Below are 21,822 nucleotides of genomic sequence, written 5' to 3' on the forward strand. Positions count from 1 at the left end.
GCAGCGCTGTCGGTTTGGTTCTGCGTCAGTCCGAGCGTGGCGACTGAAGGGCCTGGAGGGCGAGGTTAGCGCGCCAATCGCCTCGGGCCGATCGCAGCGCGGTTGTCAACCCACCGCATTGCACCGCGGAACGCAAGCGAGAGGGCCCCTGAACCACCCGTGGTTGAGCAGCTACGTGCAGCATGGACGCGACGGTGCCGACCGGCACGACGGCGTGAGGACTGCACTACCGACCCAATTCCAGCCACAGACTGACCCGATCCCAGGTGTGCACATCCTCCATGGCCAGGATGCCCTCAAGCATGCGCCGGACGGTCGGGTTGTCGTTGCCGAGATACGCGATCATTTCGCGGCAGCTGTGGATGGCGGCACGCTCGGCGACCAGGTTCTGCTTGATCATGTCGAGCAGGCCCGATCCTTCGACGTACTCCGAATGGCTGCGCGACAGCAAGCAGTCCTTCGGGAGGCGGGTTCGGCTCGCCCCCGAGTGCACGATGTGTTGCGCAACCTGGTCGGCGCGCAACTGCGCTTCGTTGGCGTGCCGCAGAAACACCTGCGCGACGCCCTGGGCATTGATCCCGGTCGCCATGAAGAAGTGCCGCTTGTAGCGCGGCACGGAGAAGATCTCGGTGGCAAGCGCCTCGTTCAGGATGCCAACCACCGCCTTCCGGTCGGCGGCATAGCCCGGCGTAACGGCAGCTTGTCCGATGTGCCGCCTCGCTCGTTCCCGCAATGCTTTCACGTCTGTAAGAGAGCGCTTGCTTGCCCCTGGTTCCACCTCATGGCCCGGGTGCTCGTGAGTCAATCCGTAGACTCACCGTTAGGTGCATGGAAGTCGCCATTGCGTCTTGCGGCGCAATGACGACCGACGCTCGTCGCGAGTGGAATCTCTTGACCGACGGGATCACGCCAGATCGAAGCGGTCCGCGTTCATCACCTTGTTCCAGGCTGCGACGAAGTCCTCGACGAACTTGCCATGCGCATCGTCCTGACCATAGACCTCCGCGATCGCGCGCAGCTGGGAGTTCGATCCGAACACCAGGTCCACGCGGGTGGCCGTCCACTTGACCTTGCCCGTCTTGCGGTCGCGGACTTCGAACGTCTCCTTGGCGTCAGAGGTCGGCTTCCACTCGTTGCGCATGTCGAGCAGATTGACAAAAAAGTCGTTCGTCAGCGATCCGACACGATCGGTGAAGACGCCGTGCTCGCTGCCGCCGTGGTTGGCGCCCAGCACGCGCAAGCCACCGACCAGCACGGTCATTTCCGGCGCGGTGAGTGTCAGCAGCTGCGCCTTGTCCACCAGAAATGCTTCGCTGGCGATTTCCTTGAACCTGTCGCTGCGGTAGTTGCGGAACCCATCGGCAACCGGTTCGAGCGCGGCGAAGGACTCCACGTCGGTCTGTTCCTGGGACGCGTCCGTGCGGCCCGGCTTGAACGGCACCGTCACCGGGTGGCCAGCCTCTTTCGCGGCTTGCTCGATGGCGGCACAACCGCCCAGCACGATCAGGTCGGCGAGCGAGACCTGTTTGCCGCCCGGGGCCATCTTGTTGAAATCTTCCCGGATGCCTTCCAGGGTACTCAACACCTTGGCCAGCTGCGTCGGCTGGTTGACTTCCCAGTCCTTTTGCGGCGCGAGGCGGATACGTGCGCCGTTGGCGCCGCCGCGCTTGTCGGAGCCGCGGAATGTCGAGGCCGCGGACCACGCGGTGTACACAAGGTCACGCACCGACAGATCCGATCCCAGCAGCCTGGTCTTGATCGCGTTGATTTCGCGGTCGCCGATCAACTTGTGATTGCCCTTTGGAACCGGGTCTTGCCAGATCAGCTCTTCGGCCGGCACTTCCGCGCCGAGGTAGCGCACCTTCGGACCCATGTCGCGGTGGGTCAGCTTGAACCAGGCGCGGGCGAAGGCGTCGGCGAACTCTTCCGGGTGCGAATGGAAATGGCGCGCGATCTTTTCGTACTTCGGGTCATAGCGCATCGCCATGTCGGCGTCCGTCATCATGATCGGCACCTTCTTCGAGGCGTCATGCGCAGCAGGTGCCATGTTGCGGTCGGTATTCTGCTTGGGCACCCACTGCTGGGCCCCGGCTGGACTCCTGGCCTGCACCCATTCGTTGCCTAGCAGAACGTCCAGATAGCTCATGTCCCACGTGGTCGGTGTGGGCGTCCACGAGCCTTCCAGGCCGCTGCCGATCTGGTCGCCGCCCTTGCCGGTGCCGTGCTTGCTGATCCATCCGAAGCCCTGGTTCTCGATATCGGCGCCTTCCGGCGCGGGGCCGACCAGCGCGGCATCACCGGCGCCGTGGCACTTGCCGAAAGTGTGGCCGCCCGCAGTGAGCGCCACGGTCTCGTAGTCGTTCATCGCCATGCGGGCGAAGGTCTCGCGCACCAACTCGCCGGATTGCACCGGATCGGACTTGCCGCCCGGCCCTTCGGGGTTGACATAGATCAGGCCCATCTGCACCGCCGCGAGCGGGTTCTCAATGTCGCGCTGGGTGCCGTGGCGCTGGTCGCCCAACCAGTCGGTTTCCGAACCCCAGTACACTGATTCGTCGGGTTCGTACACGTCGGCGCGGCCGCCGCCGAAGCCGAAGGTCTTGAAGCCCATCGACTCGAGGGCGCAGTTGCCGCTGAGCACGATCAGATCGGCCCAGGACAGCTTGTTGCCATACTTCTGCTTGATTGGCCACAGCAGGCGGCGCGCCTTGTCGAGGTTGACATTGTCGGGCCAGCTGTTGAGGGGCGCGAACCGCTGCTGGCCCATGCCAGCGCCGCCGCGCCCGTCGCCAATGCGGTAGGTGCCGGCGGCATGCCAGGCCATGCGGATGAATAGTGGTCCATAGTGGCCGTAGTCTGCTGGCCACCAGTCTTGCGAATCGGTCATCAGCGCGTACAGGTCCTGCTTCAGGGCCTTGAGGTCGAGCTGTTTGAATTCCTCGGCGTAGTTGAACGACGGCCCCATGGGGTCCGTCGGTGGGGCGTACTGATGCAGGATCTTGAGATTCAGTTGATTGGGCCACCACTCTCGATTGGAACTCACTGCACTGGCTGCTGCGGTGGGCGCAAACGGGCATTTGGATTGAGCTGACATGGGCTTCTTCCTCGCATTGGGCCTTGAGGCCATTCGGGCGCCCACTGTGCGCGTAGCCCAGTGATAATTCCCAAGACATTTTTTGCATGGATATGATAACTTTAAGTTATGAATGTTCCCCAGCATCACGTGACACTGAGAAAGCTCCAGTACGCCGTGGCGGTGGCCGATTCACTCAGCTTCCGAAAGGCCGCGGAAGCCTGTTTCGTCTCGCAGCCGGCACTGAGCACGCAGCTCGCCCAGATGGAGCAGGCACTTGGCATTCGACTGTTCGAGCGCGATCAGCGGCGTGTCATCATTACCGGCGCCGGGAGAGAATTCATCGAACGTGCCCGGCACATCCTCCGTGAGATGGGCGACCTCGAGGAACTCGCGCGGCGCTCAACCGATCCGCTTTCGGGCTCGCTGCGCATCGGCGTGATCCCGACCATCTCGCCGTACCTGCTACCGCGCTTGACCCCCGCACTGCGCGAGGCCTACCCGCGCCTGAAGTTTTCCTGGGTCGAGGACAAGACCCGGTTGTTGGTGCGAAGCCTTGAGACCGGCGCACTCGACGCCGTACTCCTCGCGATCGAGGCGAACATCGGCGATGTCGAGCGCGAGATCATCGCCGAGGATCCATTTGTCCTGGTCGCACCCCGCGGCCATGCACTGGCCGCAAGCAAGGCACAAGTCGGCATTGCCGAGCTTCGTGATGCCACTGTCCTCGTATTGCAGGAGGGGCACTGTCTGGGCGAGCAAGCCACCGCATTCTGCACGCGCAGCAGCGCAAACGTTGACGCCTTCCGGGGCACCAGTCTCACGACCCTGGTTCAAATGGTCGCGGGAGGGGCGGGTGTAACCCTGGTTCCGAAGCTTGCCTTACCGCACGAAGTTACGGACACGGAGCTGTGCGTTCGCGACTTCTCCGGGGCCCCGCCCGGGCGCACGATCGGTCTTGTGTGGCGGAAGCATTATGCCTTCGACGCCGCCTTGCGCCAGGTTGCCACGACGATCCGCCAAGCCTATTCGGCCAATAAATAGTTGGTTGGCATAATGATTTAATAATCTTTTGTCTGCTTTTACACGAATCGCTGCCGATCCTAGTATTGGACCGGGTCAGTTCGTCCTGGATCAGGCGGTACAGGGTCGGCACACAGCCCGGCGCAATGACCCACTCGGTACCGGCATCAAACGAAGAATGCGCCGAGATGAAGGTGGCCAGGAACGCCGGTGCCGGATTGTTCATGTACGCGCCGTTCCAATGCATCGCATTGGCGGCGCTTCTGGCGAGGGCGAGCAGGGCGCGGATGGCGAAACCGGTCGCCAGCCAGCCGTGGCGGTCGAATTGCGATCTGGCCAGGAACAGGGCGCTGGCGCCGAGGCCGATACAAATGACGGACGCCTGGACTACTCGGACTATTCATGAATCCCACCCGCGCTCACTTGCCCCTTGATTCCACACGGCTTTCCGCTCATTCGGCGATAGAGCCCGCTATCCCTCAATCGCGAAGAGCCGTGTGAAACCAAGGTCCACCCGTTCCCCCTCCGGGCCGGGCGGCATCCAGGGCCGCAGGTCTCGATCCGGCGCTGTATCGCCTGTCCGCGGCGCGATTCGCTTCCGCATACCGGAGAGTAGATTGCCGGCCCCGGTTGGCGTCGGCCAGGTGAAGACAGGAAGCCAGTTCGCGGGTCCGTGAAAACGCCGCTGATCCACCCTGTTTGCAGGACTGTGAACGGCATCACATGCGGGTATGTCCCTGCAGGGTCAGCCTTGTCACTTGATGTCCATGTGTGTCGCGGGTCCAGTCGCCGCTGACGGCACTATCGCGATCCGGAGGTGGCGCGACCCTTGCATTGACGGGTGCGTCGACCTGAATCGATGCACCCCTATGAGAACGGAATCAGCCCAGCCGCAACTCGCCGAGGACGCTGAACGCAGCGACCTGCCCCTGCGCATGGCCGTGGACATGCGCAAGCGCAATGTCATCCTGCTGGTTCCACCCGCTGAAAAGCTTCCGGAGGGTTGGCAGTTGCCATGGGTCAACGCCGGTTGGCTGGTGACGAACTGCGGCAGTTCCGAGCGCATTCCCGCAGCGCTGCATGGCCCCGGAGCGTCGGCCCTGGTGGTCTCGCCCTGGGCCGAGATCGGCAAGCCGTCGCTCAGCGGCAGCGTTGCCCGCGGACTGACCCAGTTGCACGAAGCGCTCGGTCCGGCCAATGACGCCCGGCCGGGCCCGCCGAAAGTGCGCGGAGGCATGGTTCGCCGCGCCGTGTTTCTTTCCCACCTTGCTGCCGTGGCAGGTTCGGCTGCGGATGGTTGTTGCGCCCTGATGGCGGTGCAGGTCGATCAGGCCCCGAAGCTCAATGCCCAGCTGAGCAGGATCGCCGTGATCGATCTCGAGGAAAGGATCTGCGCCCGGATCGCCAGCGTCCTCGAAAAGCAGGATGTCACGACGATCTGGCTGGAGTTCGGATTCGGCGTACTGGTTCATCGCGAGACCAGCGAGGAAATCTGGGAACTGGCCGATCGGCTGCGCGCCAGCGTCGCCGATGAGCCGTTCGCGATCAATGACGAAGCCATGAGCCTGTCCGTTTCGGTCGGCCTGGCGCTTTCGCCCAGCGAGAACCGCGACGACGTCGGCCAGCAATGGTTTGCCTCGGCGCACGCCGCCCAGGGCATTGCCTGCCGGCACGGCGGCAATCGTTGCGAAGGCCTGCTGACCCGCGACTTCGAGCCGATGCCGGCCGAGCGCGTACTGATCATCCGCGAGTGGGTCGAGGAGGCCAAGACCGGCGGTAACGTGATGATCGAGTACCAGCCACTGATGCCCCTGCATTCCGCCGCCGCCGAGATCTATTCGGTGCATGCGAAGCTGCGCGATTACCGGGCTCCGCTCGGTGGCGTGTACCGCGACGAATACCTGCGTCTGGCCCGCGAGGCCGGGGCCATGGTCATGATCGACCGCATGAGCCTGTTTCATGCATTCGAGACCCTCGAGCAGGAACATGCGCGTGGTCGTGGCACGCAGGTCATCGTGCCGATCGAACTCGATACCCTCAAGGACATTCCGTGGCGCTGGTTCGAGGCGGAACTGCGCAGGCGCCAGCATCTGCTCGGACGCCTGATCGTCGAACTGATGGCGGGACCGGTCCTGCTCGACAAGGACAGCGTGAAACGGATCGTGCGCCTGCGTCATTACGGCGTGCGCATCGGCCTTTCGGACACCGGCGAGACGCTGGATGAGGTCGCCACCTGGTCGAAACTTCCGGCGGACTTCCTGCGCTTGCGGCATGCGGTCGCGGCTTCGGTTTCCGCTGATGAATTCCGCGCGGCGGTGGCCCCCTGGAAGTCGAAGGGGCGCAGCCTGATTGTCGACGCGGTCGAAGAGACCCGGGCGGTGGCCCTGCTCGGCAGCCTCGGCGTCGATCACCTGCGCGGCCACGCCCTCGGCGCGATCGGTCCGCGACTCGACCACGACTTTTCCGTTTCGATCTGAGTCGGACCCGAGCGCAGTCGCCGATCCTTACCTGGTCGCCTGCCTGTTGCGCGCCCGCAATGGGGCAGGCTCAGGTAATCGTGGCCAGCCGACGGCGCATCTGACCACGCAGGAGCAGCCAGCTGAGCGCGGCCTGCAAGGTCACCGTGGCCACCGAGAGGTACCAGACATGCTCGATCCGGAATCCGTCCTGGTGCGACAGCCAGAGCGCCGGGACGGCGAAGATCAACAGACGCGTGGTCGTGCTGAGCAAGGCAGGCCAGGTATTGCCGAGTGCCTGGAACATGCCCGAACAGGTGAAGATGATGCCTTGGGCGACGAAGTTCAGCAAAATGATCCGGAGGAATTGGGCCCCTGTATCAATGACGTCGCGTTCGCTGGTGAACCGTGAGACCAGCCATGCCGGATTCCACTGGCAGAGCAGGGTCAGCGCGAGCATTACGACGCAACTCATCAGCACGGCCGTGCGGAACGTTTCACGAACCCGTTCGGGCTTGCGTGCGCCGAAATTCTGTCCGGCAACGGCCGGCGTCGAGAAGGCGATGGCCATGGCTGGCAGGAAGATCGACTGCATGACCCGCCCGCCGACGCCGAATCCGGCCTGGGCGGCGGCGCCGAAATCGCGAATCACGGTGTAGATCACCGCCATGAAGACGAACATCAGGGCGAACTCGCCACCGGCCGGAAAGCCGATGCCGAGCATGCGTTTCCAGGTGTGCAGGCGCGGTCGCCACAGTTCGCCGTGGAAGGCGACGTACTTCTCCATGCGCAGGAAATAGACCGCCATCATGACTACGCCAATCGCTATCGAGATCGAGCTGGCGAGTCCGGCGCCGGCGACGCCGAGCGCATGACCGGTGCCCCAGCCGGCGATCAGGATCGGGGCGAGGACGATATTCAGCAGCAAGGTCAGCACCTGCACGATCATGGTCGGCTTGACGATACCGGTGCCGCGCAGTGCGGAGCCCATCGCGACCAGGGCGAACTGCAGGGCCAGTCCCGGCAAATAGAAGTGCAGGTAAGTCAATCCGGCTGCGGTGGTTTCCGCATCGGCACCGATGCTGCGCAGGTAGCTGTCGCCGAGTCCGTAGCCGAGCGCAAGCGTGAGCGCCGCGCATAGCGCGCTCAGTACCAGCGACTGGTTGAAAACGAGGTTGGCGTCATCGACATCCTTGCGGCCGACGGCATGGGAGATCAGCGCGACCGTGCCGACGCCGAGCATCTGGGTCAGTCCGAGCACGATGTACATGACGGTGCCGCCCACGCTGACGCCGGCGATGGCCGAATCGCCGAGCTGGGCGACGAAATACAGGTCGACCAGGAAGTAGAGGGTCTGGATCAGCATGCCGACGGCCATTGGCACGGCCATTTGCACGATATGGCCGGCGATCGGGCCTTCGGTCAGGTCTTTCATGGGGTTCCACGAGTGAAATCGGGTCCGGCCGGACCCTTGGGTGAACGCCGCAGTTTGCACGACTCCAGGCAACTGTGGAAAGCGGATGAGCCCGGCCTGGCTCGCCGCTGATGCTTGAATAGTCCGGCGCTATCCTCACCTTGGACAGAGTAGGGTGCAGGTGCATCCGAAGGAGGCGAACATGGCAACCGGCTGGGCAGGCGATGGCGCCGTGCAGGACCAGATCGATGCGACCATCAAGGATGGCATCAAGCGGGCGCGCACCAAGCTGCGCAACGGCCCGGGTCTGAGCCATTGCGAGGAATGCGAGGCGCCGATTCCCGAAGCACGGCGCAAGGCCGTCGCTGGCGTGCGTCTGTGCGTGAATTGCCAGGAGGCGCGTGATCGCGAAGAGCGCGGTGTTGCCGGCATCAACCGGCGCGGCAGCAAGGACAGCCAGCTGCGTTGACTGGAAACTGATTCGGCACGGGTACTTCCCCGGGCACAAAAAACGGCGGCCGGATCGCTCCGGCCGCCGCGGGGTGTTTCCTTCGGATCGGAAAATCGTCTTGACGACTTACGGGGTGTAGCTGGCCGTCAGGCTGACTCCCGAGAAGGTGGCATAGGCACGGATCCGCACATAGTAGGTGCCGGCCGTCGGTGCCGCGAACGAACAGGTTTCGGTATTGCCTGACGTGTACGGACGGCAGGTGTAGCTGCTGGTCGTCGGCGCCGAGCCGAGACGGACATACAGGTCCGCATCGCCGGTTCCCCCGGACATGTTGAACGACAGGTTGGTCGCACCTGCCGGAACCACCAGGGTGTAGGTCGACGTCCAGTTGTTCTTGGTTGCCGAGAGCCCGGTAATGACGGTGCCATTGCAGAGGACCGTACCGGATGGCGTGCAGCCACCGCCGCTGCTGACCGTGACCGACTTGGTCGTGGCATTGCTGGCGCCATCGTTGTCGGTCACCGTCAGGGTGACGCTGTAGGTGCCCGCCGAGGCATAAGTATGGCTCGGATTGGTCGCCGTCGAAGTGCCACCGTCACCGAAGTTCCACGAGCGCGATGCGATCGTGCCGTCGCTGTCGCTCGAACTGTCGGTGAAGCTGGCCACGAGCGCGCTCGAGGAGAAGCTGAAATTCGCCGTTGGCGGATTGTTGCTTGCGATCGAGTAGCTGCCGGTCAGGGAGACGCCGGTGAAGCTGGCATAGGCCTTCACGCGCACGTAGTAGGTGCCGACCTGGGCGGTCGCGACCGGGCAGGACTCCGAGTTGCCATTGCTGTACGGGCGGCAATCGTAGCTCGTATCGGTCGGTGCACTGCCGAACTTCACGTACAGGTCGGCATCGCCGGTACCGCCGGAGATGACGAAGTTCAGACCGGTCGCGCCGGCCGGCACGTCCATCGTGTAGTTGACGTCGTTGCCGGTGGTCGCGGCCAGGCCGCTGACGGTGACGCCGTTGACCAGCACGTTGCCGCCGCCGCTGACCGTGACCGACTTGGTCACCGCGTTGCTGGCGCCGCCGTTGTCGGTGACCGTCAGGGTCACGCTGTAGGTGCCTGAACTGGCGTAGGTGTGGCTCGGGTTGGTCGCCGTCGAGGTGGTGCTGTCACCGAAATTCCAGGAACGCGAGGCAATCGAACCATCGCTGTCGGTCGAGGTATCGGTGAAGCTTGCCACCAGGCCGCTGGTCGAGAAGCTGAAGTTGGCGACCGGCGGGTTGTTGCTGGCGGCGGTACCGGTGAAGTTCTGGCCACTGACGTTGGCCCCGCTCACGGTCACGCTGCGGCTGGTCGGGGAGAACGTGTAGCCACCGAGGCTCGGGGTCAGGGTGTAGCTGCCGTTGGCCAGGCTGGTCAGGGTGTAGGCGCCGCTCGAATTGGTCGTCGTGCTGACCGAGCCGGTGCTGACGGTGACCCCAGAGATGCCGACGCCGGAGCCGGTCGATACCGTTCCGGAAATCGAATACGTGCTCGGCGGCGCGCCGCAGTCGCTGAACTTGAAGTCCTGGATGCGCGTGTTCCAGCTGCCCGACGGGCGGTACATGCCGACCATCCAGAACGTGCAGTCGTCGCTCGGATCGACCGCCATCTGGTAGTAGTCGCCCCAGCGCCCCGAGGTTTCGGCGGCCGCTCCGGATACGACGTTGTTCTCGCCGAGGGTCATGACGCCGGCTGGATCGGACGCCATGCGACCGGTGTAGCCGAGGCTGGCGTAGACGGTCGGCGAGCTGGTCTTTGTATTGTTGTAACCGAGCGCGATGTTGCCCTTGTTGTCCGTGGCGATCGTGCCGAGCAGGTGGTGCGTATTGGTGTCCCCCGGTGCGAACGTGCCTTCCTGCTGCAGGGTCCAGTTGCCGCTGCCGATGCGGCGCAGCTCGAACCAGCGGATACCGGCATTGACCACGGTGCCGGTGCGTGCCGCGTTCACGTTGGTGGCGAACTGGCCGACGATCGACTCGTAGCTGCCCAGGTTGCGGTAGACGAGCGAGTTGAGGATGACCTCGCGGATCGGGTCGAGCAGGGATGTGGATCCCGGCTGCGGCACGGTCGCGAACGTCGAGTAGTTGCGGAACCAGCTGTTGTACTCGGTGATCGGGATGCGCGGCAGCGTGGTGATACCGCTGTTCGACGGCGTGTTCCAGTCGATGTTGATCGAGTACAGGTCGATGAAGTCGCGCGTGGTATCGGCCGAGGTGCCGGCGTGGGCCTCGTCGTCGTTGTGGCGGGCCAGGATCTGCCGGGTCGATGCCGGTGGGGCATGCGAGGTGTCACCCATGAAGGTGGCCGGGGTCAGGGCCTGGAATCCGTAACCGGCCAGCTTCGGCACGCTGGCGAAGCGTTGCTGCGCGCGCGCTGTCGCGCCGTTGAGCATGTTGGCGCGATCGTAGGCGTAGGCGGTGACGTTGCTCTGGCCTTCGTTGTCGGTACAGACATAGGCATCGTTCCAGACGCCGCAATGCGGGTAGTCGTTCTGCGTCGGGGTCGTGAATCCGTAAAACCACCAGCCGCCGGAAACCGGATCGGAAGTCTTGGATACGTAGATGCACATCTTGGCCGCCGAGGAGCTGCCGCCCATTTCGAGCAGGAACCAGCGGTTGGCGAGGCGATCGAACAGCACGATCGGGTCGCTGACCGAGGTGCGGCAGCCGTCGCCGGTCGGCGCGAGCGACGAGAACGTGGTCGGTCCTGCGAGCTTGGTACCGGACTTGTTGTAGATCGTGAAGGTGGTACCGCTGCTGCCGTTGACGCCGTAGATGATGTGGCTGGCGCTGACGTCGACCACCGGATCGCCCGGCGAAACGCCGGTATTGCCGTTGTTGATGCTGACCCGGGTTTCCGAGCGGTACTGCGAGGTGAACGGCGACTTGTTGTCGTCCCAGAGTTTCTGCAGTTCGGGCAGGCGGTCGGGTTCGGTCAGCAGCCACGAGGGTGCTGCGGTGTTGATCCGGTCCGGCGGAAAGAACTGGCGCTTGTGCGCTTCCTTGATCGGCATTCCAGGCCGCCAGGCAGCGGCTACCGGAACGTCGCGCAGGTCGACGTCGATGCCGACGGCAGAGACCGGCTCGCCGACCTGGACGCCATTCGATACGCTTGTTTCGGCCGCTGCGAGGGTGGAGCCGCTGCAACCGAGCAGCAGCGCCAGCAGGATGCCGGCGTAGGTGCAATTACGGAAATTCATCAATCTGTCCTCATACGGGAATCATTTGAAATCCGTGCGCTCGGTGCCGGCCCAGGCTGCGGCCGGGCAGGGAGCGCGTGCGTCAATCACTATCGCTATCCGCTTCCTCTTCGGTTTCCTCTTTCTGGCCGGATTCGGGGTCGGTCGACACGAATCCGCTCCGGCGCAACAGGCGGATCTCTCCGCGCCGGCTTTCCACAACGATGCTTGCCCGGTCGTCGCCGACCAGGGCGCGGGCCTGCTTGTTCGGTTCCTGCCCCGGCAGATGGGTCACCTGCAGGGAGTACTCGGTGGCGAAGGCCGCCGAGGTGGCCAGTTCGAGATGGGCATCGAGGCCATCGTCGACGGCGAGAATGATGTTGCCGGTGCGGGTCGCAAGGCGTTGCCTTGAGCCGGCCGGAGCCTTGCCGAGGGAGGCTTCGATGGATCCCGGGCCTGTTTCCGCGTTGACGCTGCCCTGGGTGCCGCGCACGGCGATGTCGCCTGCCGTCGATCGCAGTTCGATGTCGGCCCGAACGCCACGACTCTCGATCAGGCCGCGTTCGGTATGCACGCTGACCGCATGGCCGAGCGGGACGAGGATGACCATGTCGAGGCGTTGCCCCGGCGCAACCAGCGTGCCTTCCGGCAGGCGTGGTGCGATCCGATAGCGGTCGCCGTCCACCGAGGGTTGCAGTGCAATGGTCTTGCCGGCCGCGGGTTGCTGGGTCACTGCATGCAGTTCCAGCACGTTCTCATAGCCACCGAAGCGCAGGCGGACATCGCCATAGGGATTGTCGACGACCAGTGCCTGGCCAGCCGGCAGGGTGGACGACACATCCTGGCGCACGATCCTGATGTCGGATCCGTCGTCGCGGGCGGATGCCGACGCCGGGGTTTCGGTCCCGGCCCTTGCACACGCGCACCCGCATATAGCCGCGAAAACGCCGCCGAACAGTATCGTTCGCAATGCTGTCTCCCAAGACGCGATGCACGCCAAGAAACGCAATGACCGGCAGTGCATGCACTTGCCGGTTCCCCCACTACGTCTCAAGCCCCAGTCGGAGCCATCCTCAAGAACGAGGGCGGCCCAGCCCGAGCCGGATCATGCATAAGTTGCCTGGTGCTTACAAGAGGCAATGGCGAGCTGTGTCTCATTTCAGTCTGACCGGTCCTGCCTTTCTGACCTTCAACAGGAGGTCGGCGACTAGCCATCAATAGCGCCCCGGGATTCGCGGATCGGAGTATCGTCGGCAGATTACCGTTCGCACTTTCGTGGAGGACGTTTTTCGATGATCGGCTATGTCACCCTGGGTACCTCCGACCTCGCCCGCGCGGGGAATTTTTACGATGCGCTGCTCGCTGAAATCGGCGCGAAACGGCACATGGAGTCCGAGCGCTTCATCGCCTGGGCGGTGCGACCCGACCAGCCTGCGCTCGGCGTCATACTTCCCCACGACGGTGCTCCGGCCAGTGTCGGCAATGGCACGATGGTCGCCCTCGTCGTCGACAGCCCGGAAAAGGTCGATCGGCTTTATGGCAAGGCGATCGAACTCGGCAGCCGCTGCGAAGGTCCGGCCGGGCCGCGTGGTCCCGGCTTCTACGCCGGCTACTTTCGCGACCTCGACGGCAACAAGCTCAACGTGTTCTGCATGATCGCCGCACCGGCATCCGCCTGATATCCGGCCGGCGCCGGCTGGCGCCCCGGAAGCATTGGTCGAAGTGCAACCGACCGCCATTCCAGCGGCCGGCTGGGCACGTCGGGTCGGCTTGCCTTAGGATTGCGGGCTGCCGAAACCGCACCTGGACCCGAGGAACCCTCTCGAATGACCGATCAATTGCCCGACCGACTCTCGGTCGATCCAAAGAGCCCGTACCACGATGCCGACCTGCTCGCCCGCGGCGTCGGCATCCGCTTCAATGGCGAGGAGCGGACCACCGTCGAAGAGTATTGTGTCAGCGAGGGCTGGATCCGGGTCGCCGCGGGCCGCTCGCTGGACAGGCGCGGGCAACCGATCACGATCAAGGTCAAGGGCAAGGTCGAGCCCTACCTCCTGAATGCCGGCGATCCGGCCAAGGCGGACTGACTCCGTCGATCGCGGCATTCGGCGACACCCGGTGCCGGGTCGCGGACTCCGTGCGTCGCGACGCCGGACGCCATGGCCCAATGACGGGGTCGTCTGCTTTCCTTGGGTCCGCGAGGGCGATCCGGGGCGCCAGCGGCGAATGGACGTTCAGGTCGCCGGGGAATCCGGTTTCCAGGCGCTCGCACTTTCTGGATCGGCCTGCGTTTCGTCGTCGACTATGGGCAAGGGTTCCGGTGATGCCGGTTTCGGCGGCGCAGTCCTCGCATCGCTTGCCGCCTGCTCGTAGGCCTCGATGAGGTTGTCGGCCAGGGCCTTGTAAACGGGCTTGCGGCAGATCAGCGAGGAACTGGCCCGGGCGATCAGGCAGGCGGCCATGATTGGCAGGGCCATCTGCTGGTTCGCGGTCAGCTCCATCGAGATCACCGCGGCGGTCAGCGGCGCCTGGGTCACGCCGGCCAGGTATGCCGCCATCGCCAGCAGCACGACCGCAGACGGATCGGAGCCGGGCAGGAAGGCGCTGATGTTGGCACCGAGGCCGGCGCCGACCGCCAGCGCAGGAGAAAAGATTCCGCCCGGAATCCCGGCCCAGAACGAAGCAATGTTGCCGCAGAACTTGAGTACCCCGAACGCCTCGACGGCCTGTCCGTGTCCCTCGAGGATCGCTTTTGCCTGGGGGTAGCCGGTTCCGTAGAGGCCGGTGTCGGTGAGCTGGCTGAGCAGGACCAGGACCAGTCCGCAGACCGCCGCGAAAACGACCGGCTGGCGCTTGCGCAGGCGGCCGATGAAGCCGCGAAGACCGCCGGGATGGGGAATGATCAGCCGTGCGAACAGCCCGCCGGCGAGACCGCAGAGACCGCCGGTTGCGAGTACCGCAAACCAGGCCTTGCCGAGCGGCAGGCCGATGTCGAGGCGACCGAAGTAGGCGTAGTTGCCGAGGATGCCGAGCGAGACCACACCAGCGATGATCACCGCGGTCAGCAGGATGCCGCTCATGCGGTGTTCGAACGCGCCGCTCATCTCCTCGATGGCGAACACGACTCCGGCCAGCGGCGTATTGAAGGCTGCCGCGAGGCCGGCCGCGGAGCCGGCCAGGATGAAGCGGGCGCTGGCGGCCGGATCGTTGAAGCCGAAACGACGGCCGAGTGAATAGAGCAATCCCGCGCCGACGTGCACGGTGGGACCCTCGCGGCCGATCGAGGCACCGCCGACCAGGGCGGTCAGGGTCAGGGCCATCTTGCCAACGGCCATGCGCACGCTGAGCAGGCTGCGCCGGAACGGCTCGTCCTCAAGCTTCAGGGCCGCGATAGCCTGAGGGATGCCGGATCCGCGCGTCGGTTTCAGGGCGCCCTCGGTAACCCAGGCGAGCAGGGCGAAAACCAGTGGCGTAAGCAGGAACGGCCACCACGAACTGTGTGCGACGATGCTCTGGAAAAGACCGAAGGCATGGTCGGCCGCCTGGGCAAAACCGACTGCGGCGAGGCCGACCAGGATCGCACCCGACCAGAACAGGATCCGGCGTCGCCAGTGCACCGGTGAAAACAGTTCCTCTGCGGCGGTGCGCCAGTGCGCCGTGGGCTTTTCCGCCGGATACCCGTTATCGCTGCCGCCCATCGATGAAAGCAACTCCTGACCAGGGGGAGCGCCATGATACATGCCATGATTCGGGCGGCCGCCGATTCGGCTGCGCCCGCGGTTGCGCCGGGTACCGGCATTCACGTTAAAGTGACGCGGACTGCGCAAGCCGATGAAGCCCGATGCGAACCTTCCTTCGATCTGACCTGAGTCTCGCCTCGCTGGCCGTCATGCTGCTGGGCCTGGCCTGGATGACGGCCGCGCGTGCCGACGAGCCGATGCCGGCCAATCTGACCTTGCGCGTTCCGTCGGCGCTGCTGGCGGAAACGCGCGTCGTCAATGTCTACGTGCCACCGGGCTACGACAGCAAGGCGGATCGGCGCTATCCGGTCCTGTACATGCTCGATGGCGGCGAGAAAGAGGACTTCCCGCATCTGGTCGAGGCCCTCGATGCGCTGATCAAATCAGCAGACATTCCGCCGATGCTGCTGGTCGGCATCGAGAACACCGAGCGTCGGCGCGACCTGACCGGACCCACCGATATCGCCTCGGACCGCGAAATCGCAGCGGTGGTTGGCGGGTCGGCCACGTTTCGCGCCTTCATAGAGCGCGAACTGATGCCCCTGATCGGAACTTTTTACAAGGTGTCCGAAGAGCGCTCGATCATCGGCGAATCACTGGCCGGATTGTTCGTCATCGAGACGCTATTCGTACAGCCGGGCCTGTTCAACACCTATATCGCGCTCGACCCAAGCCTTTGGTGGAATGCCGAACAATGGTGGCGCGAGGCGGGAAGCCGACTCAAGGCGAATGCCGGATTGCAGGCGCGCCTGATCCTCGCCGCCGCAGGCGACAGCGGCAACTCGGCCGCCCACCTGGTCGACGCGCTGTGTCGCAACCCGCTGCCCGGCCTGCACTGGACCCATGCGCCGCACCCCGAGCTGCGCCACGCGACCATCTTCCGTGGCCTCGAGCGCGACGTGCTGAGACAGGCGTTTTCCGGCGATGCGCTGGCCGAACCGGATTGTTCCGCGGCACGCGCGGACTAAACGACCGCAAGCAGCAAGGGCCATTGCGCGCCCGAGCACACGGATCGCCCAGGCTGTGTGAAAGAAATCTCGCTGTTGTCCCGTCCTTGACCGGGATCGGACTGAAATGGGAGATCCATGTGCTTAGAGTCTTGTTGGTGACAGTGGTACTGATGGCGGCGTCTGCATCGGCCGCAGCGGTTGAACTTGCCGCGTCGGCCGAGCAGGTGCGTCCCCTTTTGCTCGGCTCGAAGATGCCGGAGGTTGCGTTGCGCACCATCGATGGCAAGCAGACGAGCTTGCGCACGCAGGTCGATGGCAAGCCCGCGATCCTGGTCTTCTACCGCGGGGGCTGGTGTCCCTACTGCAATCTGCAACTCAGCGACTTGCGCCTGATCGTCAAGGACGTCGAGGCGCTGGGCTACCGGCTCATCGCGATCAGTCCCGATCGACCGGAGGAACTCTCGCGAACGATGAGCAAGGACAAGCTCGACTACATCCTGCTCTCCGACAGCAAGGCCGAGGCGCTGGCCGCGTTCGGCATCGGCTTTCGCGTCGACGATGCGACCCTCGAGAAGTATCACGGTTACGGTATCGACCTCGAAAAGGCTTCCGGCGAAGGACACCATGCCTTGCCGGTGCCCTCGGTCTTCATCGTCGATGCGCAAGGCATTCTTCAATTTTCCTACAGCCATCCGGACTACACGGTTCGCGTGCCGGGATCGGTCGTGCTTGCGGCGGCCAAGGCGATCGCGGGGCGCAAACAGTACCTGAAGCCGGAAAGCTGAACCGCGGGGCCGGATACTGCTCGCGGGCGTTGGGACGATGCACCTGCGCATGCGAACATGGCCCCATGAATCCCGAGGAAAACACCGCGGACCTCGTAGCCCGGTTCGATTTTGCCGCCACGCTCGCCCGCATCGCCGAAGAGGTGCGGGACCTGGTCGGCCAGGGCAAGGTGGCCGCCTACATCCCGCGCCTGGCCGAGGTTCCCGCGGATCGATTCGGCATGGCCGTGGCCACCCTGGACGGGCGCGTGTTCGAGGTCGGCGATGCGGCGACGCCGTTCTCGATCCAGAGCATCTCGAAGGTGTTCACGCTGACCCTGGCCCTGGAGGCCCTCGGCGGCGATCTCTGGAAGCGGGTCGGGCGCGAACCCTCGGGCAGTGCCTTCAATTCGCTGGTCCAGCTCGAGCGCGAGTCGGGCATCCCGCGCAATCCGCTGATCAACGCCGGCGCCCATGTAGTCGCCGACGTGATCCTTTCGAGCACGCCGACCGCGCAGGCCGATCTGCTCGAGTTCGTCCGTGCACGTGCCGACAATCGCGCCATCGTCATGGACGAGGAGGTGGCCGCTTCGGAGCGCGATGCCGGCTTTCGCAATGCGGCCCTGGCCAATTTCATTCGCAGCTTCAGGAACCTCGACAACCCGGTCGAGCGCGTGCTCGATTTCTACTTCCATCAATGCGCGCTGCAGATGAGCTGCCTGGACCTGGCCCGAGCCTTTCTGTACCTGGCCAATCGCGGGCGCTGCCAGCGCAGCGGGCAGTCCGTGATCAGTGCCGAGCGGGCCAAGCGCATCAATGCACTGATGCTGACCTGCGGGACCTACGATGCGGCCGGTGAATTCGCCTTCCGCGTCGGCCTGCCGGCGAAAAGCGGCGTCGGGGGCGGCATCGTCGCCGTGGTGCCGAACGCCCTGACCCTCGCTGTCTGGTCGCCCGGGCTCGACGAAAAGGGCAACTCGCTGGCCGGGGCGGCGGCACTCGACCGCTTCACCGCGCTGACCGGTCTATCCATTTTCTGAGCTGCCTGCCGGGCAGGAATCTTCATGTCGACCAGAAAGCCAAGCACGAAGGGTCCGGGCCAAGCCGCAAAAGCGGAGACGGACGAAACGATCGGCGAATCCTTTGCCCTCTCTCCCGACGAGGCGAGCGAGGTCGAGGAGAGCCGGCCGCCACGCGTCCAGGTGCTGCACGAGACGATTCGCCGACAAGGCGAGGAGGAACTGCACCGGAGCGCGACAGCGCTCGCCTGGTCGGCGCTGGCAGCCGGGCTCTCGATGGGCTTCTCGATGCTCGCCCGGGCCCTTCTGCGCACGCACCTGCCGGAGGCGTCAGGCGGGTTCCTGATCGAGAACTTCGGCTACACCATCGGCTTCCTGATCGTGATCCTCGCACGCCAGCAACTGTTCACCGAAAACACGATCACCGCGGTACTGCCGGTGATGACGGTGCCGAGCCTCGGCACGTTTGCCCGGCTGCTTCGGCTCTGGGGCATCGTGCTTGTCGGCAATCTCGTCGGTGTCGCGCTGTTCGCCTATGGCGTGCTGCACATGCAGGTGGTCGACGAGCCGGTCCGCACCAGCATCGCCGACCTGGGAACCGGGATCATGCACAACGTGCCGTGGCAGATGTTCACCAAGGGTATCGTCGCCGGCTGGCTGATCGCGACGATGGTCTGGCTGCTGCCGGGCGCCGGGACTTCCAGGGCACTGATCGTGCTGCTGGTCACCTATCTGGTCGGTATCGGCGGCTTTACCCACATCATCGTCGGCTCGACCGAAGTGCTCTACCTGGTCTTCCTGGGCCAGGCAACGTTTGCTTCCTATCTATTCGACTTCGCCTTGCCGACGCTGGCCGGGAACATCGTCGGCGGCAGCGTCATCTTCGCCCTCATCAGCCATGCCCAGGTGCGTAGTGATGATTGATCCCTGCTTGTGCGAAGAGTCGAAGCCATGAGTGGCGCCGGCGAAAAGATGAGTTTCAACGCCACCTGGTCGATGGCCGTCGGCGGCATGGTCGGCGGCGGCATCTTCTCGACCCTGGGTGTCGTCATCGGCATTTCGGGTGAGCTTGCCTGGCTCAGTTTCGTCGTGGCCGGGCTGATCGCGCTGGCCGCCGGCTACAGCTACGTGGAATTTGACCAAACACTATGGCAAGGGCGGTGGCGCCTTCACCTTCCTGCGCCAGATCGGCGCCATGCAGTCGGCCGGTACGCTGGCCTGGATCCTGATCATCGGCTACGTGCTGACGAATGCCGTCTATGCCTACACGTTCGGGCAATATCTGGCACACGTGTTCGATCTCGGACCTCTGTTCGCGCGCTCGGCCGCGGTCTCGATCATGGCCGTGTTCATCGGGCTCAACCTGCGCAGCATCGGCCAGTCCAGCACGGTCGAGATCGTCCTGGTCTGGTTCAAGATGGCGGTGCTGGTCGGTCTGGCGATCTACGGCCTCAGCCAATGGGACCCGCCGATGATGGCGCGCGGCGCGCCCGATGCGGGCATCGCCACGGCGCTGTTCGGCGCGGCCGCTGTGTTCATGGCCTATGAAGGCTTCCAGTTGCTCGCCTACGACTACGAGGACATCGAAAATCCGGGCCAGACTTTGCCGAGGGCCGTGCTATCGGCCATTGCCGTCGTCATCGTCGTCTACGTCATGGTCGCGATCGGCACGCCGATGCTGATCGGCGCCGATGGCGTCATCAACAACCAGGAGGTGGCCCTGGCCCTGGCTGGCGAAAAGGCCTTCGGTACCGCGGGCCTGGTCATCGTGACCGTAGCCGCCGCGTTTTCGACCGGTTCGGCGATCAACTCCACGCTGTTCGCCACCGCGCGACTGGCCCGCGAAGTGACCCGGAAGGGCCAGCTTCCGCAGTCGGTCGACCATGAGAACCGCTTCGGCATTCCCGATCGCGCCGTGATCACGCTCGGTGTGCTGGCGGCGGCGTTCGCCGCGATCGGTACCCTGTCCGGACTGGTCGAAGCGGCAAGCCTGGCCTTCCTGTGCACGTTTTCGATCGTCTGCGCGCTGGCCTTTCATGCCCGGGCCGGCTGGCGCATCGTGACCGGCAGCGGTGCCCTGGCCAGCGCGGCCGCGGCGCTGGCCCTGGTCGACCGCCTGTGGCGGACGACGCCGACTGCCCTGGTCCTGTTCGGCGTCCTGCTCGTGGTCGCCGTGTTTGCGCGCCCCTGGCTGTTGCGTCATGCAAAAACCCGGGTGCCGAGCGAGGATTGATCGGCGCGCGACTGCCAGCACCTACGCGGCAAGGGCGGGCAGGGCGACTTCGAGGATCTCGCAGGCCGACGAGGACTCAAGTCGACCCTCCCAGCGCGCTGGCAGCACGCAGGCGTCGTCGCTGCCCAGTTCAATCGTTTCGCCTGCGACCGGGCCGAGCTCAAGCCGTCCGGACAGCACGAAGAGAAAATGCACCGGAGCGGCGGCCATCGGCATGCCGGCCGGCTTGCCAGGCGATCCGTGCAGTCTCAATACCCGCACGCTCGCCATGCCGTTCGTGGCATCCGCGATACCCGTGTCGGCAAACCGCAGCGCGCCCTGCGCGGACGATTGCCAGAGCGCTTCCGAGGCGACGTGGCGGACGAAGCGCTGGCCGCCGAAGCGTCGTTTGCCGTCGACCTGCGGTGTGGGCAGTGCGAGTTCATGGTCGCGCCAGGTTTCATGTTGCGCGGGACTGCCGACTTCGATGACCTCGAGTCCCGCCGACGATTCCAGCACGCGGTGGCGGATCGTCGGCGGCTGCAGCACGCAGTCCCCGGGGCGCAGGACGAACGGCGCTCCCTGGTCCTCGTAAACGACGCGGACCCAGCCGCGCCGGCAGTAGATCAGCTGCACGCCGACTTCATGGAAATGCACGTAGTCGGGGACGGGACCGCCTTCGGGGATGCGTATATGCGAAGCGATGACGTGGCCATCGACGCGGCCCGGAATCAGGTCGCGGTATTGCATGCCAGCACGGCCCGTGACCCAGGCCGACGCGCTGTCGGCCCGGCGCAGCAGGAATTCGCGCGATTCGGCGGGCGCCGCGACCGCCTGTTTTGGCTGTTGCCAGGCGATGCGCAAGCCGCCGGGCGCCGACGCGGGCAGATCGGCGGTCGCTATCGAGCCTCGCAGCGCGACGGGCAGGCGCAGTTCGGGCATCGGCGGCTTCCCTTCGTCGCGCGTCGCCGATTGCAGGCGCAGGCTGATGCCGTGGCCGGAGATCACGGCGACGGTCGGCGCGTCGGCGGGCATGGTCATGTCGAGTCGAAAGCCGAGCGTGTCGACGTAGAACGCGACAGCGGCATCGAGATCGCCGCAGGCGAGGACCAGTTCGGCACCCAGGCTGCGATCAGCGGGGCAGGAGCCAGCGGAATCTTTCATGCGGAGTCGTCGGATCAGGCTGTCCGGACAGTATGCCGATTCGCCCGGCGATGCGTGGCGCGGTCGCACCGATACCCCGCGCGATCGCTGCGAGGTGACGCATCGCATGCCGCGCGGATTGATCTTCGGCGCGGCTGTCCGGACCATGGAGCGGCTCCGGCGGCCGCTGCCACAAGGATTCGGGCGGCAGGATCCGGCCTCCGATCGCCGCCGCGATGCGGCGCTGCAGCACAAGTCCAATGGGATTCTGGAGCTGTTTGAGAGCCAAACTGAGTGGGACAATAGCGCTTATATATCATATGGATAGCACTCTATTTTCGTGTGCTTTCGAGATCGTGACTCA

At 64.9% G+C, this 21,822-nt stretch carries 19 protein-coding genes; 12 read left to right on the forward strand and 7 right to left on the reverse strand.

Features of this window, described 5'->3' with window-relative positions:
• Positions 1-226 precede the first annotated feature (226 nt).
• Entirely contained in the window at positions 227-805 is a 579-nt protein-coding gene (locus BM125_RS02790; protein WP_245778771.1) for a ferritin-like domain-containing protein, read from the reverse strand.
• A 99-nt stretch (positions 806-904) separates the two neighbouring features.
• The gene (katG, locus tag BM125_RS02795) at positions 905-3,094 is read right to left on the reverse strand and encodes a catalase/peroxidase HPI (RefSeq protein ID WP_092404689.1); all 2,190 of its coding nucleotides are present in this window, start codon (positions 3,092-3,094) and stop codon (positions 905-907) included.
• A 108-nt stretch (positions 3,095-3,202) separates the two neighbouring features.
• Here katG and BM125_RS02800 point away from each other — a divergent pair, with 108 nt between their 5' ends.
• From BM125_RS02800 to BM125_RS02805, 3 genes are all read left to right on the forward strand, one after another.
• Entirely contained in the window at positions 3,203-4,117 is a 915-nt protein-coding gene (locus tag BM125_RS02800) for a LysR substrate-binding domain-containing protein (RefSeq protein WP_092404691.1), read from the forward strand.
• Positions 4,118-4,337: 220 nt separating this feature from the next.
• The gene (locus BM125_RS20120) at positions 4,338-4,502 is read left to right on the forward strand and encodes a hypothetical protein (RefSeq protein WP_175497878.1); all 165 of its coding nucleotides are present in this window, start codon (positions 4,338-4,340) and stop codon (positions 4,500-4,502) included.
• Between the two features lie 463 nt (positions 4,503-4,965).
• Complete coding sequence (locus BM125_RS02805) at positions 4,966-6,573, forward strand: EAL domain-containing protein (RefSeq protein ID WP_175497879.1); 1,608 nt, start codon at positions 4,966-4,968, stop codon at positions 6,571-6,573.
• Positions 6,574-6,643: 70 nt separating this feature from the next.
• On the opposite strand, the gene BM125_RS02810 is transcribed toward BM125_RS02805, so the two are convergent.
• On the reverse strand, positions 6,644-7,987 hold the full coding sequence (locus BM125_RS02810; RefSeq protein WP_175497880.1) for an MATE family efflux transporter: 1,344 nt from the start codon (positions 7,985-7,987) through the stop codon (positions 6,644-6,646).
• Positions 7,988-8,168: 181 nt separating this feature from the next.
• Here BM125_RS02810 and BM125_RS02815 point away from each other — a divergent pair, with 181 nt between their 5' ends.
• Positions 8,169-8,435 (forward strand): DksA/TraR family C4-type zinc finger protein, encoded by a 267-nt coding sequence (locus BM125_RS02815; RefSeq protein ID WP_092405154.1) that lies wholly within the window; start codon positions 8,169-8,171, stop codon positions 8,433-8,435.
• 108 nt (positions 8,436-8,543) lie between these two features.
• Here BM125_RS02815 and BM125_RS20555 read toward each other — a convergent pair whose 3' ends face one another.
• A complete protein-coding gene (locus BM125_RS20555; protein WP_245778772.1) occupies positions 8,544-11,651 on the reverse strand; it encodes a PKD domain-containing protein in 3,108 nt (1,035 codons plus the stop codon).
• A gap of 82 nt (positions 11,652-11,733) precedes the next feature.
• Positions 11,734-12,600 carry a DUF4097 family beta strand repeat-containing protein gene (locus BM125_RS02825; protein ID WP_139224833.1) on the reverse strand — a complete coding sequence of 289 codons (867 nt, stop codon included), beginning with the start codon at positions 12,598-12,600 and terminating at the stop codon, positions 11,734-11,736.
• A gap of 322 nt (positions 12,601-12,922) precedes the next feature.
• Here BM125_RS02825 and BM125_RS02830 point away from each other — a divergent pair, with 322 nt between their 5' ends.
• Both BM125_RS02830 and BM125_RS02835 read left to right on the forward strand, forming a co-directional pair.
• Entirely contained in the window at positions 12,923-13,309 is a 387-nt protein-coding gene (locus BM125_RS02830; protein ID WP_092404697.1) for a VOC family protein, read from the forward strand.
• A gap of 147 nt (positions 13,310-13,456) precedes the next feature.
• Positions 13,457-13,717 carry a DUF3297 family protein gene (locus tag BM125_RS02835; RefSeq protein WP_092404699.1) on the forward strand — a complete coding sequence of 87 codons (261 nt, stop codon included), beginning with the start codon at positions 13,457-13,459 and terminating at the stop codon, positions 13,715-13,717.
• 147 nt (positions 13,718-13,864) lie between these two features.
• On the opposite strand, the gene BM125_RS02840 is transcribed toward BM125_RS02835, so the two are convergent.
• A complete protein-coding gene (locus tag BM125_RS02840; RefSeq protein WP_092404701.1) occupies positions 13,865-15,328 on the reverse strand; it encodes a chloride channel protein in 1,464 nt (487 codons plus the stop codon).
• A gap of 143 nt (positions 15,329-15,471) precedes the next feature.
• On the opposite strand from BM125_RS02840, the gene BM125_RS02845 reads away from it, so the two are divergent.
• From BM125_RS02845 to BM125_RS02865, 5 genes are all read left to right on the forward strand, one after another.
• Positions 15,472-16,338 (forward strand): alpha/beta hydrolase, encoded by an 867-nt coding sequence (locus BM125_RS02845; protein WP_092404703.1) that lies wholly within the window; start codon positions 15,472-15,474, stop codon positions 16,336-16,338.
• A gap of 137 nt (positions 16,339-16,475) precedes the next feature.
• The gene (locus BM125_RS02850) at positions 16,476-17,105 is read left to right on the forward strand and encodes a peroxiredoxin-like family protein (RefSeq protein WP_217647791.1); all 630 of its coding nucleotides are present in this window, start codon (positions 16,476-16,478) and stop codon (positions 17,103-17,105) included.
• Positions 17,106-17,170: 65 nt separating this feature from the next.
• Positions 17,171-18,124 (forward strand): glutaminase, encoded by a 954-nt coding sequence (locus BM125_RS02855; RefSeq protein WP_092404707.1) that lies wholly within the window; start codon positions 17,171-17,173, stop codon positions 18,122-18,124.
• Positions 18,125-18,148: 24 nt separating this feature from the next.
• On the forward strand, positions 18,149-19,027 hold the full coding sequence (locus tag BM125_RS02860; protein ID WP_092404709.1) for a formate/nitrite transporter family protein: 879 nt from the start codon (positions 18,149-18,151) through the stop codon (positions 19,025-19,027).
• 211 nt (positions 19,028-19,238) lie between these two features.
• The gene (locus BM125_RS02865) at positions 19,239-20,336 is read left to right on the forward strand and encodes an APC family permease (protein ID WP_217647792.1); all 1,098 of its coding nucleotides are present in this window, start codon (positions 19,239-19,241) and stop codon (positions 20,334-20,336) included.
• 21 nt (positions 20,337-20,357) lie between these two features.
• Here the strand turns inward: BM125_RS02865 and BM125_RS02870 are convergent, their stop codons facing one another.
• Complete coding sequence (locus tag BM125_RS02870) at positions 20,358-21,479, reverse strand: cupin domain-containing protein (RefSeq protein WP_092404711.1); 1,122 nt, start codon at positions 21,477-21,479, stop codon at positions 20,358-20,360.
• On the opposite strand from BM125_RS02870, the gene BM125_RS02875 reads away from it, so the two are divergent.
• The gene (locus tag BM125_RS02875; protein WP_092404713.1) at positions 21,478-21,786 is read left to right on the forward strand and encodes a hypothetical protein; all 309 of its coding nucleotides are present in this window, start codon (positions 21,478-21,480) and stop codon (positions 21,784-21,786) included. The two genes, BM125_RS02870 and BM125_RS02875, sit on opposite strands and share 2 nt — an antisense overlap.
• Positions 21,787-21,822: the final 36 nt, after the last annotated feature.

Source organism: Dokdonella immobilis (assembly GCF_900115085.1).
Lineage (GTDB): Bacteria > Pseudomonadota > Gammaproteobacteria > Xanthomonadales > Rhodanobacteraceae > Dokdonella > Dokdonella immobilis.

Excerpts from the sequence above, each read along its gene's own strand:
- katG (WP_092404689.1), bottom strand. The coding sequence starts at position 3,094 with ATGTCAGCTCAATCCAAATGCCCGTTTGCGCCCACCGCAGCAGCCAGT.
- BM125_RS02800 (WP_092404691.1), top strand. The coding sequence starts at position 3,203 with ATGAATGTTCCCCAGCATCACGTGACACTGAGAAAGCTCCAGTACGCC.
- BM125_RS20120 (WP_175497878.1), top strand. The coding sequence starts at position 4,338 with ATGCATCGCATTGGCGGCGCTTCTGGCGAGGGCGAGCAGGGCGCGGAT.
- BM125_RS02805 (WP_175497879.1), top strand. The coding sequence starts at position 4,966 with ATGAGAACGGAATCAGCCCAGCCGCAACTCGCCGAGGACGCTGAACGC.
- BM125_RS02810 (WP_175497880.1), bottom strand. The coding sequence starts at position 7,987 with ATGAAAGACCTGACCGAAGGCCCGATCGCCGGCCATATCGTGCAAATG.
- BM125_RS02815 (WP_092405154.1), top strand. The coding sequence starts at position 8,169 with ATGGCAACCGGCTGGGCAGGCGATGGCGCCGTGCAGGACCAGATCGAT.
- BM125_RS20555 (WP_245778772.1), bottom strand. The coding sequence starts at position 11,651 with ATGAATTTCCGTAATTGCACCTACGCCGGCATCCTGCTGGCGCTGCTG.
- BM125_RS02830 (WP_092404697.1), top strand. The coding sequence starts at position 12,923 with ATGATCGGCTATGTCACCCTGGGTACCTCCGACCTCGCCCGCGCGGGG.
- BM125_RS02835 (WP_092404699.1), top strand. The coding sequence starts at position 13,457 with ATGACCGATCAATTGCCCGACCGACTCTCGGTCGATCCAAAGAGCCCG.
- BM125_RS02840 (WP_092404701.1), bottom strand. The coding sequence starts at position 15,328 with ATGGGCGGCAGCGATAACGGGTATCCGGCGGAAAAGCCCACGGCGCAC.
- BM125_RS02845 (WP_092404703.1), top strand. The coding sequence starts at position 15,472 with ATGCGAACCTTCCTTCGATCTGACCTGAGTCTCGCCTCGCTGGCCGTC.
- BM125_RS02855 (WP_092404707.1), top strand. The coding sequence starts at position 17,171 with ATGAATCCCGAGGAAAACACCGCGGACCTCGTAGCCCGGTTCGATTTT.
- BM125_RS02860 (WP_092404709.1), top strand. The coding sequence starts at position 18,149 with ATGTCGACCAGAAAGCCAAGCACGAAGGGTCCGGGCCAAGCCGCAAAA.
- BM125_RS02875 (WP_092404713.1), top strand. The coding sequence starts at position 21,478 with ATGCGGAGTCGTCGGATCAGGCTGTCCGGACAGTATGCCGATTCGCCC.
- BM125_RS02870 (WP_092404711.1), bottom strand. The coding sequence starts at position 21,479 with ATGAAAGATTCCGCTGGCTCCTGCCCCGCTGATCGCAGCCTGGGTGCC.